Raw genomic sequence first — 15,606 nt, 5'->3', positions numbered from 1 at the left:
CGAGGAAGAAAACGATGTTCGGAAAACTTACACTGGATGCAGTGCCCTACCACGAACCTATTATCGTGGTAACGGTTGCTGCAATCATCGTCGGGGGACTGGCGATACTGGCAGCGATCACTTACTTCGGTAAGTGGTCCTACCTATGGAACGAGTGGCTGACGTCCGTCGACCACAAACGTCTCGGTATCATGTACGTTATCGTGGCTATCGTCATGTTGCTGCGTGGCTTTGCCGACGCCGTTATGATGCGTAGCCAGCAGGTGCTGGCTTCAGCCGGGGAAGCAGGATTCCTGCCGCCTCATCACTACGATCAGATCTTTACCGCCCACGGCGTTATCATGATCTTCTTCGTGGCAATGCCATTCGTTATCGGCCTGATGAACCTGGTGGTTCCGCTTCAGCTCGGCGCGCGTGACGTTGCGTTCCCGTTCCTCAACAACCTGAGCTTCTGGTTCACGGTTGTGGGCGTGATTCTGGTTAACCTGTCTCTGGGCGTCGGTGAGTTCGCACAGACCGGTTGGCTGGCGTATCCGCCGCTTTCGGGAATTGAGTACAGTCCTGGCGTAGGGGTCGATTACTGGATTTGGGCGCTGCAGCTCTCCGGTATCGGTACTACCCTGACCGGTATCAACTTCTTTGTGACCATTATCAAGATGCGTGCCCCTGGCATGACCATGTTCAAGATGCCGGTATTCTCCTGGGCATCTCTGTGCGCCAACATCCTGATTATCGCCTCCTTCCCAATTCTGACCGTCACCGTCGCGCTGCTGACCCTGGACCGCTACCTGGGCACCCATTTCTTTACCAACGATATGGGTGGCAACATGATGATGTACATCAACCTGATTTGGGCCTGGGGTCACCCGGAAGTGTACATTCTGGTTCTGCCGGTATTCGGGGTCTTCTCCGAAGTCGCAGCGACCTTCTCGCGTAAACGTCTGTTTGGTTACACCTCGCTGGTGTGGGCAACCGTCTGTATTACCGTTCTGTCGTTCATCGTTTGGCTGCACCACTTCTTCACCATGGGTGCCGGCGCGAACGTAAACGCCTTCTTCGGTATTACCACCATGATTATCGCAATCCCGACCGGGGTTAAGATCTTCAACTGGCTGTTCACCATGTACCAGGGCCGCATCGTCTTCAACTCGGCGATGATGTGGACTATCGGCTTCATCGTTACCTTCTCCGTTGGTGGGATGACCGGCGTTCTGCTGGCGGTACCGGGCGCAGACTTCGTACTGCACAACAGTCTGTTCCTGATTGCGCACTTCCATAACGTCATCATCGGCGGCGTGGTATTCGGTTGCTTCGCAGGTCTGACCTACTGGTGGCCGAAAGCCTTTGGTTTCACCCTGAACGAAACCTGGGGTAAACGCGCATTCTGGTTCTGGATCATCGGCTTCTTCGTGGCATTTATGCCGCTGTACGTGCTGGGCTTCATGGGGATGACCCGTCGCCTGAGCCAGGACATCGATCCGCAGTTCCACTCCATGCTGGTAGTTGCAGCATGCGGCGCGGCGCTGATCGCTTGCGGTATCCTGTGCCAGCTGATTCAGTTCTACGTTTCTATCCGCGATCGCGATCAGAACCGTGACCTGACCGGCGACCCATGGGGCGGCCGTACTCTGGAGTGGGCAACCTCTTCTCCACCGCCGTTCTATAACTTCGCAGTCGTTCCTAACGTTCACGAACGTGACGCGTTCTGGGAAATGAAAGAAAAAGGCGAAGCGTACAAGCAACCTGCGCATTATGAAGAAATTCATATGCCGAAAAACAGCGGCGCGGGCATCATCATTGCTGCATTCGCAACGGTGTTTGGCTTCGCGATGATCTGGCATATCTGGTGGATGGCGATTGTTGGTTTCGCCGGCATCGTAGTGACCTGGATTATCAAGAGCTTTGACGAGGACGTGGATTACTACGTACCGGTTGCGGAAGTCGAAAAACTGGAAAATCAGCATTTCGATGAGATTAACAAAGCAGGGCTGAAAAATGGCAACTGATACTCTTGCGCACAATGCCCACGCGCATGAACACGGGCACCATGATACAGGACCGATGAAAGTCTTCGGTTTCTGGATCTACCTGATGAGCGACTGCATTATCTTCGCTACGCTGTTCGCAACCTATGCCGTTCTGGTGAACGGCACGGCTGGCGGCCCGGCGGGTAAAGATATCTTTGAACTGCCGTTCGTTCTGGTTGAAACCGCACTGCTGTTATTCAGCTCCATCACCTATGGCATGGCGGCTATCGCCATGTACAAAAACAACAAGAGCCAGGTCGTTTCCTGGCTCGCCCTGACCTTCCTCTTCGGTGCAGGGTTCGTTGGTATGGAAATCTATGAATTCCATCACCTGATTGTTGAAGGTATGGGTCCGGATCGTAGCGGCTTCCTGTCAGCGTTCTTCGCGCTGGTTGGTACCCACGGTCTGCACGTCACCTCCGGTCTGCTGTGGATGGCGGTGCTGATGGTTCAGGTATCGCGTCGCGGCCTGACCAACACTAACCGTACCCGTATTATGTGCCTGAGCCTGTTCTGGCACTTCCTGGACGTGGTGTGGATCTGCGTGTTCTCTGTTGTTTATCTGATGGGGGCGATGTAATGAGTCATTCTACCGATCATAGCGGCGCTTCTCACGGCAGCGTGAAGAGCTACATGACAGGGTTCATCCTGTCGATCATTCTGACGGCTATCCCGTTTGCAATGGTTATGAGTGGCTCTGCCTCGCATGCAGCGATTCTGGGAACCATCCTGGTCACGGCTGTGGTGCAGATTCTGGTACACCTGGTGTACTTCCTGCACATGAACAGTAAATCAGACGAAGGTTGGAACCTGACCGCGTTTATCTTCACCGTAATCATCATTGCTATCGTAGTTGTCGGCTCCATCTGGATTATGTGGAACCTCAACTACAACATGATGATGCACTAAGAGCGGCGAGTATGTTTAAGCAATACCTGCAAGTAACGAAACCAGGCATCATTTTTGGCAACCTGATCTCCGTGATCGGCGGTTTCCTGCTGGCCTCCAAAGGCCACATCGACTATCCGCTGTTCGTCTGGACGCTCCTCGGAGTATCCCTGGTGGTCGCCTCGGGTTGTGTTTTCAACAACTACATCGACCGTGATATCGATCGTAAGATGGAACGGACGAAAAACCGGGTGCTGGTCAAAGGGCTGATCTCGCCAGAATCATCGCTGGTATACGCCACCTTGCTGGGTATTGCTGGCTTCATGCTGTTGTGGTTCGGCGCCAACCCGCTGGCCTGCTGGCTTGGCGTGATGGGGTTTGTGGTTTATGTCGGCATCTACAGCCTGTACATGAAACGCCACTCCGTCTACGGCACGCTGATTGGCTCACTCTCCGGCGCTGCGCCGCCGGTGATTGGCTACTGCGCGGTAACCGGTGATTTTGACAGCGGCGCGGCGATTCTGCTGGCGATCTTTAGCCTGTGGCAGATGCCTCACTCTTACGCCATCGCGATCTTCCGTTTCAAGGATTATCAGGCGGCGAATATTCCGGTTCTGCCGGTAGTGAAAGGTATCTCCGTCGCGAAAAACCATATCACGCTGTACATCGTGGCCTTTGCCGTGGCAACGCTGATGCTTTCCCTTGGTGGTTATGCCGGATACAAATATCTGGTCGTCGCTGCCGCCGTAAGCGTCTGGTGGCTTGGCATGGCGCTGCGCGGGTATAAAGTGGCGGATGATAAAGTCTGGGCACGTAAGCTGTTCGTCTTTTCCATCGTCGCCATCACCGCGCTGTCAGTCATGATGTCTGTCGATTTCATGGTGCCGGATTCACATAATCTGCTGGCTTACGTCAGATAAGATTACGCTAATGTGAAATGAAAAGAGCCTCCGCTAGTCGGGGGCTTTTTTATGCGCCAACATCGGATTACTTCATTAATACCGCCCTCCCCTCACTTTTCTACTTCATTTTCTTCACTCATCACGCAGCTAAAAATTGAGGAAAAAATTGAGCATCGCTAACCGCCGCCCATCTCGCGCCATTAGCGGAGATGGTGCTAGCCTTGCACGGTAGGCAAACGTCTACAAAAAATATGGATTTTTAATAGCAAGGAATAACAATGAAAGAATTAACATTCAACGAAATGGAATCTGTCTCAGGTGGTTTCAACCTGGTGAGCGCTGCAACCGGCTTCGCCAGCTTTGTCGCTAATTCTGCAGCAGGATTTACCTCATTTGCGCTGACCTCCGGTCTGGCTTTCGCCTCTTTCGTTGGCGATAGCGCAATTGAATTTGGTAAATTCCTCCTTGGACAAGCAAACTGGGAAAGCGTAGTCAGCACCGGTCAGGAAAACTGGGCAAACTTCGTTTCCACTGCTGGAAACAGCTGGAATACTTTCGTGAATAACGCCGCAACCGACTGGAACAGCTTCCTGGATCAGGCTGCGTCCTAATCGGTATAATGATAAGGGCAGGTTTCATTTCTGCCCTTTCTGTTGTTTTAACGCTTTTATTTAGCGCTTCACCATTTTAGCCTCGGGTTCTCATCCCTTCTTCTATTACGCAACACAGTCGTAATATCTGCTAAACAAACATTTATTTACGCGTCCTTATCCCCCCACTACACTAGTCACAGTTTTTATATTGAGGTGGTAATGAACGATAACAAAATGACGCCAGGAGAACTGCGCGCAACCTGGGGTTTAGGGACCGTGTTTTCACTGCGCATGCTAGGCATGTTTATGGTCCTGCCCGTTTTGACCACATATGGCATGGCGCTGCAGGGGGCTAGCGAAGCGCTGATTGGTTTGGCTATTGGTATTTACGGGCTCGCCCAGGCCGTCTTCCAGATCCCGTTCGGCCTCCTGTCTGACCGCATTGGCCGTAAGCCGTTAATTATTGGCGGTTTGCTGATATTTGTTATCGGCAGCGTCATCGCCGCGCTGACCAATTCCATCTGGGGCATTATTCTTGGCCGCGCGCTGCAGGGCTCTGGCGCTATCGCCGCCGCCGTCATGGCACTACTTTCTGATTTAACCCGCGAACAGAACCGTACCAAAGCCATGGCCTTCATTGGCGTCAGTTTTGGCGTGACCTTTGCTATCGCCATGGTGCTCGGCCCTATTGTCACTCACCAGTTAGGATTGCATGCGCTATTCTGGATGATCGCTATTCTGGCCAGCCTCGGTATTTTGCTGACTCTATGGGTAGTACCAAATAGCCACAATCATGTACTGAACCGTGAATCTGGCATGGTAAAGGGCTGCTTTAGCAAAGTGCTTGCTGAACCTAAACTCCTCAAGCTGAACTTCGGCATTATGTGTCTGCACATCATGCTAATGTCGACTTTTGTTGCGCTGCCAGGACAACTGGAGGCCGCTGGTTTCCCGGCCGCCGAGCACTGGAAAATTTACCTGGTGACCATGGTCATTTCCTTTGTCGCCGTGGTGCCATTCATCATCTATGCGGAAGTGAAGCGCAAGATGAAACGAGTGTTCCTGTTCTGCGTCGCCCTACTCCTCATCGCTGAAATCGTACTCTGGGGCGCAGGTGGCTATTTCTGGGAGTTAGTCGCAGGGGTGCAGCTGTTCTTTCTCGCCTTTAACCTCCTGGAAGCATTATTGCCTTCATTAATTAGCAAGGAATCGCCAGCAGGGTATAAAGGCACGGCAATGGGTATTTACTCTACCAGCCAGTTTATCGGCGTGGCCATCGGTGGCGCCCTCGGCGGCTGGGTCGATGGTTTCTTTGATTCACAAACGGTGTTCCTGCTTGGGGCCCTACTCGCAATGTTATGGCTGCTGGTTGCCAGTACCATGAGCGAACCACCTTACGTGAGCAGTCTCCGAGTTGAGATCCCGGACGATGTCATCATTAATGATGAACTACAGCGCCGTCTGTTGTCGAAACCTGGCGTTGAGCAGGTCATGATTGTCGCTGAAGAACGTTCAGCCTACATAAAAATTGACAGCAAAGTAACCAACCGCTTTGAGGTTGAACAGGCTATTATCGCAACTTCGTAATCGTCCCCCATTTCTACGCTCTAAACAATAAGTTGAACGCGCGGCCACACAGAAGATACCTTCGGGTATCTTCTGTTATCAAACATGAATTGACGTAATAAGCCCCCGCACTTTTCTAATTCTGTTTTGTGAAGTTTAATTCACATTAAAACTAATAGATCATTTAAATATTCACTATTATATAAAAAACCCTCTGATTAGTATATTGCCCGGTGTGCATAGGCACATCATTAACAATTCATTAATCTAGGATGGAATTAAAAATGAAAGAATTAACCGCAAACGAAATGGAATATGTCTCTGGTGCAGGCATTATCGACCTGCCTTGCGCTTTGGTTGATTTCACCATTCAATCAGCGCTGGGCCTGGTAGCAGCAGGTATTAATGCTGGTATGATTCTGGCCTCCTCCGCACTGGAAACCACTATTGATTTGGTTTCCAATATTCTTGGCGGTTCGCCATCTAGCCTGGGAAGCATTATAACCGACCATATCAACTCCCTGCTGTATGCTGAATCAGGGGTTTGGTCAAACTTTGTTTATAATGCTGCTACTGACTGGGGTGGTGTTGTCGATGCCCTGCAGAGCTAAATAGCATATGGCCAGTCAGTTTCTGACTGGCCATATTTTTTGATGTTAATTATTATTTTCACCACATCTGAGATACATATCACATGCCGTCATGTAATCATCATGCCATCGCCAGTAAACATGTAAATAAAAATATCCTATCGCAGGTATCATACATAATATGAAATATGCATAAAAATACATTTCCCACCCTAATAATTTCAGTAACAGGCTTAAAGTGAGGATCCATAACAGTTGAAGAATAAAGAGAATAACTAACCGTAACCACAGCGGTTTCCTATAAATCAGGGTAAGTGGAATAGTTTTCGCCAGATTCACATCAAACTCTTTCTGAAAAAGCCGTCCTAAAAAAGTATAGCGTCTGGAGGGATGAGCAAAAATTAAATTGACCACCAGTATCGCTGAACACAGAATCAACATAGCGACTATCAACTTTGCTGAAAAAAAACCATTTGATAAGGAAAAATCCTCATCCGCTACCAACGGACTGACAACCCAAAAACTGGTTAGAAACGTGACGGTAACGTTCAAACAAGCATAGTGGTGGAGATTACGGTATTTAAGCGTATGCACAGTTGCCTGCTGTAACTGCTTGACGTAACAATTCCTGGCGAACCAGCACATCATATAGACCATTATCGGCACAAAGATGACAATACAGGCCATCGCGGCAATGCTTGAAAAAAAGAGTAGAAATCCTCTAACAACCAGGTAGCACCCCAGTAAACAGCAAGCTGTAGCAACGAGCGGATGCCATAGTATTACCTCAAATTGCGAATACTTTTTCCCTTGAAACCATGAAAAGTTAATATTTTTTATCGCATATTTGTATGACCAATAACCTTTAAGCTCATAAACAAAGCTAAACATAGTTAACGAAAAAATGGCGCTTACGGGAAATGCATCTTCCACGGTCAACAGATACCCTCTGTTTTTAACGTAGAATGCAATCAGCAGTGTACAAATAAAGTACAAATAGGGCAGAAGCGACCGATCCTGACGTCGAATAAAAGTTAGATAATCCGGTATCATGATAGCCTCGTTACGCCAACAACATTTTTCGACAATGAATATAATTCTCTGCAGAGAAGTCGTCGAAGTCATTTAGCAATTGTCCAAGATAAGCTTTATTACTGATTTCAACGAACCTGACGAGGGGGATATGTTGTAGAAAGGCAGTCATAGAGGCAGTCCACTGTACCCGGTGGGTCAAATGCAAAGAAAGGTTCTCTCTAATTTGCTGCGGGTTAGATTCTTCCCGTCCGGTGACATTCATCAGTACAGGATAATTTGGCCGTACAATTTCCACCATCTTCAGCGCATCCCGCATGGGTTGAACTCCCTCAGCCATCAGAGGCGTATGCCAGGCTCCGCTTACGCTCAACTTTACCGTTTCCAGGCCTGCTCCCATCAGTACCCCGGTGAATTCACTTAAATCTGGCAGCGTACCGCCAACCACCTGCTGATAGAGGCTGTTATCACAACTCACGACAACCGGGCTCCCGGAGTCGTTAATTAACTGGCTTACCGTTTTAAAATCGGCGCCTCTCACGGCCAGCATTGTACCTTTACGAATTTTGCTTAAATTATCCATGATAGTTGAGCGCGCCAGGATTAACTTGAACACATTCTCCAGCGTTAAAGCGCCGGCTGCATAAAGCGCGCTATATTCACCCACGCTATGCCCACACGAGCCAATAATGTTAGCGTCAGAGAATTGCTCAGCATACAGACTATAGAGCGTGACATTGATAGCCGTCACCGCTGCCTGTTGCGTCGTCGTTTTCACCAGACGATTCATCGGCCCTTTCTGACATAACCGCCGAAGATCCAGCCCTGTTACATCGCTGGCGCAGTCCCAGATTCGCCTGGTGGTTGCGTTTAGATCCCATAAATCTGCCCCCATTCCTACCGTAGGGTTTCCCTGACCGGCGAAAAGAAGTACCGTCGGTTGTTTTGATAACGTTGTCATAGACAATATGTCCTTATAAATAGTATTTAAATCCGACATAGACTCCGAGGGTCTCGCCAAAAAGGGCGAACTCTGAATCACGACGACCTAATGCGCTATAAAACCCCGTATAAATTTCTACCCTTTCACCCAACCCTTTTAGCGGCTTAATGTAATGGGTTCCAATTAAGGAACTACCATCGACTACGTTCATCACCAGATAGGGTTGAAGGGTTGAATGATCTTCATTCTGTAAACTTAACCATGAATTAATATAATGTCGCCCTTGTAACATTCCTTTGTTTCCTGTATTACTTATTTCTGACCCCATTAGATACTTATAATCATCAAATACTTTATCTAATCCGGTAATACCGGTTTTCTTACTTAACAGCCTAATAAAATCAGTTTGCTCCCGCCATGCCGATTTCGAGTACCCTTCACTCTGATAATAGTATTCGATACCCAATACGCTAAAAAGGTCAGTGGTATACTGGCCGCCAACGGCTAATTCATAGTTTGTTTTATCATTCTGTGTATAAAGCGATGAAGGATATTTCCCAGATAATATCTCATCTCGTTTTTCACGGGAAAAATGACGCCATTGTTGCGTTTTGTGTAAAGCCGCCTCGACGTTGACAACAAACTGCGGAGTTAGATTGTAGCTATCTGCCAGAGCCAATGAAGGAGAATCGCCAAGCATCATATCTGCTGCCAGTCGATGATTAACAAGACGATAATCGGTGTAAGTTAATAAATAATACTCACTACTGTTGCCCCGTTGATTGGCCGTCCAGTTACTGGATGACTCATAATATTTATCAATACTCACTAATTTGGGCATGATGGTAAGCGAGAATGCATAATCACGAAACTCTGCTGAAACTCGCCCTCCCCAAAACGGCTCATGATAGGAGGAATTAAACGCCGGGTCGTAAATTCTGGTAGGTTTAAATCCGGCATAATAAGTTGTCAGCAATGCGGCAGGCGACCTCAAATGAAAAGCGCCGGGATCCGGTCTAAGCCTTCCGCCTTCAAGACTGACGCTTTCGGATAACGTTGCGTTCAGTTTTAACCTATCGATTAAGCTTTTAGAGCGACTATCGTCTTCTTCGAATAGCCCGACACCTTTCATTGGTTGATACCCTAAGCCATACAATGAAAGATCCAGTGCCAACACATCATCAATAATGTCACAAGTGCTAGAAGCATTGATTGAAATATTATTGTAGGCATTATCAGTCGTATAAGGATTAGATCCACTGATACGCCATAAAGACTCATTTCTATGCGTAAAGGATATTTGCTCCGTCAAAACCAACTGGCCATTACGCTGTATCTCATCCGCGGAAAGACAGTCAGCCATTACCAACAATGGTATGAACGTTAGAATTAATAGTAATGCAGCCAGAAGCAATTTCACTTTGCTTCCCTCTGAATATACTCCTTCGTGAAGTGAAATTCCGGTAAGGATTCGAGACGAACGTTGCTATACTTCATGACAGAATATCCCTTTTCGTTGCGAGCATTCTGCACAATAATTTCTGTTGGCCGGTTCTTTCCTAATACCATTTGATAGTTTTTATACAAAACACTTTTGAGTAATTGATTATCAAGTGAGTAATACGATGCCTTAAATGGTCGGTACTCTGCATTTTTTTCTACCAGGTAAATCACTTTTGGATAAGTAATGGCCTCCGATTTACGGGTAAGAGATAAGCGATAGCAGACTTTATCACCACAAGGTTCCTCGCCCTCGAGCGTAGAATCATAGGCATATTCGAAGTTCGTTACGATAACATCGCCATTAGAGATCTGGCCTATTAATCGTTGTGAACGCGAAATGGGAACTGGCCTGCGAAGTTCCGGTGTATAAAACCATAAATCATACCAATCAGATAACATAACTTTACCTTTATCTCGCTGAGGATAGATAAAGCGTATAAGTGAACGAGCGTCAGCTTTCTTACCGCTTTCGGGCTTAATAAAACGCATCGAAATATCGAGAGATTGCTTATTTTCGGGTTCCTGCATTCCCTCTTTGAACTCCAACACGGTTACTTCATAGCGGAAAGGTTCATTTGGAGAACGAACCTCATCAGCCTTGCGAATTATTTCCAAAGCCTGCAGGTCAACTTTCGTCGCTTGCGCCGCAGATGAATACAGTAATACTGCCAAAGAGCATAAATACCACACACCAATTTTCATACTAGCCTCTATGAAGATTTAAATGCATCAGTAATATTAAGCCGCGATGCACGATATGCAGGAATAATGGAAGCCACGGCTGATGTTAAAATTGGCAACGTTAAGGTAAACCAAATTAACTCTGCATCATTGGTTATAATAAATGCAGTATATCCAACAGACTGGCCAGGTGAAGGCGGCATCGCAATACCGGAAATATTAATAATTGATGCAATGGCATAGCCAAAAGCAAGACTACCTAATGCACCTAAAATACCTATATATACACCTTCCAACCAAAATAAAAGCGTCACACGGCTGGACTGTAAGCCGATGGCTCGTAGTGTGGTGATCTCTTTAGTCCGTTCAACGATATTCATGGTCATTGAATTACCGATCATGAATACCACGATAAGTGCCACGATAACTTTGATAAAAAAATAGATACCAGATAGCATGCCTTCAACTTGCTGGTAAAAAATAGAACTTTCCTTCCAGTCCTTAACAATGAGAGGTAAATCCTGTTGAGCGATAAACTCTCGCATTTGAACAATAAATGGCGCGACATCATCATGTTTTAATAAAATAACTATTTTACTCACGCCATTGGTTCCCATGATTCGCTGCGCAGTATCAAGAGGTATCTTTAGTACAACATCATCATAATCCTTAATCCCCGACTCAAAAATACCACGAAGCTTTACTGAAATCGCGCCCTGTCCTCCTGACACATTAACCGCCAGGATATCAAGCCAGTCACCATAATGGCTATCAAGAGTTCTCGCCAGACCGCTTCCTATCGTAATTTCATTATGTTTTACGCGAGACAGATCGCTTCCATAAACTATCTTATCAAATGCTCCTAACTTTAGGCCTGGTAATGGCTCAACGCCTTGTGCTGAAAAATAATTTGATGTTTCGCTTTCGTAGTGAGAGATAATCCCGCTAAACTCAAGCTGACCGGAAATTGTCGAAATAGCATTAGAAAAATAGGTGTTTTGCAATATCTTATGTTTTAGTGCACCGTAGTCAGCAATAAGGCTCTTATTCTTATTGGCTGTTTCAAAGTAGGATTTATTATAAATTTGCACATGGCCAATATTCGTTCGTATCGTCTGCTCTTTGAGTATCCAAAAAGAGTATTTGATAAAACCGCCATATAAAAATATCGCACCACCGCCTAAAATAATTGCAAAAACCGTAGACAGTGTTCTACGCTGATGTCGTAGTAAATTCAAGAATGAAAATTTAGCATCACCATAGTTGAAAATGATATTATAAATCACAAAAAGCAATAGCAACACTACAATACCATTAATGAATATCACATCCCTTGACATTTAATCACCTTTAATAACCGGAACAATAACCTGCAAAACTTCAGCCATTTCCCAAGGGGGTGGATTGTTATTTTCATAATCGATTTTAAGGTTTTGGCCCACGCTTCTCAGCTGCTGAAGGAGTTGTTCTTCTTGTTGTTTGTTATGGCACTGGTGGAGCGCTCGTAAACGCATCTCGTTTATCTTTCTAACAATCTCGGCGCTGAATTTATCTTTATTCCTCATCAGCGAGTCGGTATCTTCAATCGTAATCACGCAGCGCCCCAAATTAGCCGGAAGCCACGCATCAACACGCGCACGTAAATATCTGATCAGCAAATTATCTTCATGGGTATCGACCGACTCATCCAGATAGAAAAATCCCGTCTTTGCATATTCAGAAGCGTGAATCAAATCATTAACATTCTGATAATGAGCGGCTTGCCGTAGCATCCCCCATGAATAAAAAATCAGCACACCAACGTTATTAGTGCGTTCATATTCTTTAAACAAATGTGTAGTGATCGATGCTAATGACGCTGGCTCATGTGGAAACCCATCCTGTAACACACGATTGGCCACAGGTGTAGCTACCGATTCAGCGAATGCTGAAAATGTAACCGCGGTTAAACACAGAAGCAAAACTCTACAAAGATTGCTTCGCTGAATCATATATTATTGCTCCATCTTTAATTTCCACTCTCCGACGCGCTCGTTCTTGTAGCTGAGTCGAATGTGTGGAGATAATAAACGTCGTTTCCGTTCGCCGATTAATATCTAACAGGAGGTCGAGAATCGCATCGCCAGTAGCCAGATCCAAATTTCCGGTAGGTTCATCCGCAACAATGATTTCAGGGCTATGTGCTAACGCTCTTGCAATCGCGACACGTTGCTGTTGGCCACCTGATAATTGGCCTGGTTTTCTCTCCACTAAATGGGCTAAATCAACACTATCGAGAAAATGTAAACTCCGCGCTCTCGCCTCTTTTGCACTGAAATGTCCATTTAGCATTAGAGGATAAAAAACATTATCAAATACGCTCAGCACCGGAATTAAATTGAAAAACTGAAAAATAAACCCTAAATGACGACTGCGTAGGGACGCCAAATTCTTTTCAGACAACGCATTTAGATTTTTCCCAAGAAAAAAAACATGGCCCGTCGTAGGTTTATCAATACCTGAAAGTATATTAAGCAGGGTACTTTTACCGCTACCTGAAGGGCCACATAATGCCAGGAACTCACCTTTTACAACATCAAGATTGATATCATTCAGTGCAGGAGTCATATTATCCTGAGATCCATAATATTTATGTATGCCGTACAGAGATATATCGGGTAGTTCTGTTATATTACTGCGCATATAGCCTTCTATTAGTACCAGGTGTCAAAGTAAGCATAGCCAGCGGCGACCCCGGGGATAACGGTTCGAAGACAACCATTATGCAAAGCATGTTGTGTAATGTATTGCCAACTCAAGGCGGGGGTCATGCAGCCACTACAACCATAACGAGTAATGAGATCGATTCCGTTGTTAGAGGGTGGCTTTGATTTATTGATACCACCGGCATAGGCAATAAAGTCAATATCATTATTGTTTTCTGATTGCGATACAAACAAGCTACCTGGCCCATTAGGTATATATGGGCCACAATTCACTCGCAAATGACTTTCCCTTCTACTAAATATAAAGCACCCCACTCTTTCAATAGAAAAATTTACACCTGGAACATACTTATGCGGTTTTTTTGTTTCACAATGGCGAAGGCTTTCTGCCGTAAACGCCAACAAGGGCACCGCACGGTAACCTCCGCAGATCACTACAAAATCAAATACATCCCAAGCAAGATAATCTTGAGCTAATGCCATTGCCTGGAATAGAGAATAGTTTTCACCTCGTATTTTACAAGTCACATTATTAATAGAGAACTTCTTAATTATATTCTTAGGTAAAGTATCAATAGTTGATAAATTAAGGCTACTTATATTGTATTCAAACACGCCTGATTCGCCCCATGAATCAATATAGATAAAGGCGGTGCGTGATTTCAAAAGCAACATTCGCTCTTTTGCTGACAAACTATGTAATGCATCATCCGACACCCTTTCCATAGCATTAATATAAGGTATATGATCTGGCCGCCTTGTGATTTCACGATTATATATTTCGGCTCGTGTGCCAAAGCGTTTAAATCGCCAACCATTTGCTCCCGTGGCCTTCAACGCTGTATTGAATGAATGTGATTCCCAAACATTTAACCAGTTTGGGTAATATAAATAAAACGGTTCTTCAGGTTCAACAAATGAATATGAAGATAAATACATTTTACTATTCATATTAGCCACAGTGCTTATTCAAGTTAGTCATTAATAAAGCGACAACTGAGCCATCGACGCCTAGCCCGGTCTTCAGAAGATGTTTTTTCTCATGTTTTCTCACCCCGCCATCTACAGAGATATGGTGAGCGACGTCATCTATGATTTCATCATTAATAACAGGAAAAATTAACTCACTCGTGATGAGTAAATGATAGCCAATAATCAAGTCTATTAGTCCAGACCCGGTTGCGGTATAACCAATCTGCCCCTTATAGGCCAATATGGGAAGCGGGGTTTCACCAGCAAACATAGCGATCGCTTTTGCTTCAACTTTATCACTGGATGAGGTTCCATTACCATGGGGGATAAACCCACAAAGGTCTTCTTTTCTCACCCCGACATCATTTAATAGTGAATTAATCAACTTGAAAATACTGGTACTTTGCCAGGAAGAGTCATTACTGCGACCAGCATTGATTTGCTTATATGCCGAAGTAATACACACGCCCGGACTTTTTCCGCGCGCCATTCGGTGCTGATGACTTTCCAGTAACATAACGCTATAGCCTTCAGCAAAATGCACACCATTGCTGTTTACGCCGAAGGGTTGGACAATTTCACTATCTAACATCCCCTGACTTGCCAGAAATCCGAGATCCTGATATTTGATTTTTGAGATATTAATGATAAGCCCTAGATCGATTCCCCCACTCTCTATTGCCCTGGTAACCAAATGAATCGCCGTCAGTGACGAGTTACTTGTACAATTCATATTTGGTGGCAAATAGTGCAGTTCATACCTCTGTCCAATCGTATAGGAAACATTATCCTGCGACATATTTTTCACAGAAAGGTTTTTAATGGAGGATGTTACCGAAACATCTTCCATGTCATTGTAATTATAGAAGTTCCTGTAATCCATGACATCAACACGAGGACCTATTCCGGTAATGTATACTCTAACCCTATTACCTTTCAGACTTTCATTACTAAGACCAGCCTGAAGCAAGGCGTCATCGATAAGTTTGTATACCAGTTCAAAAGCGCTATCGTTTTCTCGTTGTAGTTTCGCAATGAATATATTCCCCGCAAATCCACATTCTCTAGCTTGGTTATCTGATATAAACCATGGCGACAAATGCACCCGTTTGCCTTGCTGCAGATTTCGAATTAACAGCGAACTATTCTCAGCATAAGGCAAGCATACACTGAAGCCAGAAATAATAGCTCTCCCACTCACCTT

General features: G+C 45.6%; 16 protein-coding genes. 7 read left to right on the top strand and 9 right to left on the bottom strand.

Annotated elements, in window-relative coordinates; translation table 11 throughout:
* The first annotated feature begins 14 nt into the window (after positions 1-14).
* The 7 genes from cyoB to ABLV17_RS05510 all read left to right on the top strand — a co-directional run bounded on the left by cyoB (position 15) and on the right by ABLV17_RS05510 (position 6,587).
* The gene (gene cyoB, locus ABLV17_RS05540) at positions 15-2,006 is read left to right on the top strand and encodes a cytochrome o ubiquinol oxidase subunit I (RefSeq protein WP_015704587.1); all 1,992 of its coding nucleotides are present in this window, start codon (positions 15-17) and stop codon (positions 2,004-2,006) included.
* Positions 1,996-2,607 (top strand): cytochrome o ubiquinol oxidase subunit III, encoded by a 612-nt coding sequence (locus ABLV17_RS05535; protein ID WP_087860378.1) that lies wholly within the window; start codon positions 1,996-1,998, stop codon positions 2,605-2,607. Before cyoB ends, ABLV17_RS05535 begins: the two co-directional genes overlap by 11 nt.
* Entirely contained in the window at positions 2,607-2,936 is a 330-nt protein-coding gene (locus tag ABLV17_RS05530; RefSeq protein ID WP_015704585.1) for a cytochrome o ubiquinol oxidase subunit IV, read from the top strand. Before ABLV17_RS05535 ends, ABLV17_RS05530 begins: the two co-directional genes overlap by 1 nt.
* A gap of 11 nt (positions 2,937-2,947) precedes the next feature.
* A complete protein-coding gene (gene cyoE, locus ABLV17_RS05525) occupies positions 2,948-3,835 on the top strand; it encodes a heme o synthase (RefSeq protein ID WP_015367961.1) in 888 nt (295 codons plus the stop codon).
* 260 nt (positions 3,836-4,095) lie between these two features.
* On the top strand, positions 4,096-4,428 hold the full coding sequence (locus tag ABLV17_RS05520) for a hypothetical protein (RefSeq protein ID WP_047739997.1): 333 nt from the start codon (positions 4,096-4,098) through the stop codon (positions 4,426-4,428).
* A 201-nt stretch (positions 4,429-4,629) separates the two neighbouring features.
* A complete protein-coding gene (locus tag ABLV17_RS05515; protein ID WP_271032003.1) occupies positions 4,630-5,997 on the top strand; it encodes an MFS transporter in 1,368 nt (455 codons plus the stop codon).
* 263 nt (positions 5,998-6,260) lie between these two features.
* Positions 6,261-6,587 (top strand): hypothetical protein, encoded by a 327-nt coding sequence (locus ABLV17_RS05510; RefSeq protein WP_087860380.1) that lies wholly within the window; start codon positions 6,261-6,263, stop codon positions 6,585-6,587.
* Positions 6,588-6,632: 45 nt separating this feature from the next.
* On the opposite strand, the gene ABLV17_RS05505 is transcribed toward ABLV17_RS05510, so the two are convergent.
* From ABLV17_RS05505 to ABLV17_RS05465, 9 genes are all read right to left on the bottom strand, one after another.
* Positions 6,633-7,499, bottom strand: coding sequence for a hypothetical protein (locus ABLV17_RS05505; protein WP_271032053.1), 867 nt, complete (start codon positions 7,497-7,499; stop codon positions 6,633-6,635).
* 130 nt (positions 7,500-7,629) lie between these two features.
* Positions 7,630-8,559: an ACP S-malonyltransferase gene (locus ABLV17_RS05500; RefSeq protein WP_271032002.1), complete on the bottom strand. Its 930-nt coding sequence runs from the start codon at positions 8,557-8,559 to the stop codon at positions 7,630-7,632.
* Between the two features lie 13 nt (positions 8,560-8,572).
* On the bottom strand, positions 8,573-9,904 hold the full coding sequence (locus tag ABLV17_RS05495) for a hypothetical protein (RefSeq protein ID WP_271032052.1): 1,332 nt from the start codon (positions 9,902-9,904) through the stop codon (positions 8,573-8,575).
* Between the two features lie 53 nt (positions 9,905-9,957).
* Positions 9,958-10,746 carry an outer membrane lipoprotein-sorting protein gene (locus ABLV17_RS05490; RefSeq protein ID WP_271032001.1) on the bottom strand — a complete coding sequence of 263 codons (789 nt, stop codon included), beginning with the start codon at positions 10,744-10,746 and terminating at the stop codon, positions 9,958-9,960.
* A gap of 8 nt (positions 10,747-10,754) precedes the next feature.
* Positions 10,755-12,065, bottom strand: a complete 1,311-nt coding sequence (locus tag ABLV17_RS05485) for an ABC transporter permease (protein ID WP_348854123.1) — start codon at positions 12,063-12,065, stop codon at positions 10,755-10,757.
* Complete coding sequence (locus ABLV17_RS05480) at positions 12,066-12,716, bottom strand: hypothetical protein (RefSeq protein ID WP_228302394.1); 651 nt, start codon at positions 12,714-12,716, stop codon at positions 12,066-12,068.
* Entirely contained in the window at positions 12,691-13,407 is a 717-nt protein-coding gene (locus ABLV17_RS05475) for an ABC transporter ATP-binding protein (RefSeq protein WP_087860385.1), read from the bottom strand. The genes ABLV17_RS05480 and ABLV17_RS05475 overlap by 26 nt, the downstream gene beginning before the upstream one ends.
* 11 nt (positions 13,408-13,418) lie before the next feature.
* Positions 13,419-14,381 (bottom strand): ATP-binding protein, encoded by a 963-nt coding sequence (locus tag ABLV17_RS05470; protein ID WP_348854122.1) that lies wholly within the window; start codon positions 14,379-14,381, stop codon positions 13,419-13,421.
* A 1-nt stretch (position 14,382) separates the two neighbouring features.
* Positions 14,383-15,603 carry a beta-ketoacyl synthase gene (locus ABLV17_RS05465; RefSeq protein WP_348854121.1) on the bottom strand — a complete coding sequence of 407 codons (1,221 nt, stop codon included), beginning with the start codon at positions 15,601-15,603 and terminating at the stop codon, positions 14,383-14,385.
* Between the last annotated feature and the right edge of the window lie 3 nt (positions 15,604-15,606).

Origin of the sequence: Klebsiella sp. CN_Kp091, assembly GCF_040065095.1 — a bacterium.
GTDB lineage: Bacteria > Pseudomonadota > Gammaproteobacteria > Enterobacterales > Enterobacteriaceae > Klebsiella > Klebsiella aerogenes.
This window is presented reverse-complemented; position numbering and strand designations above follow the sequence as displayed.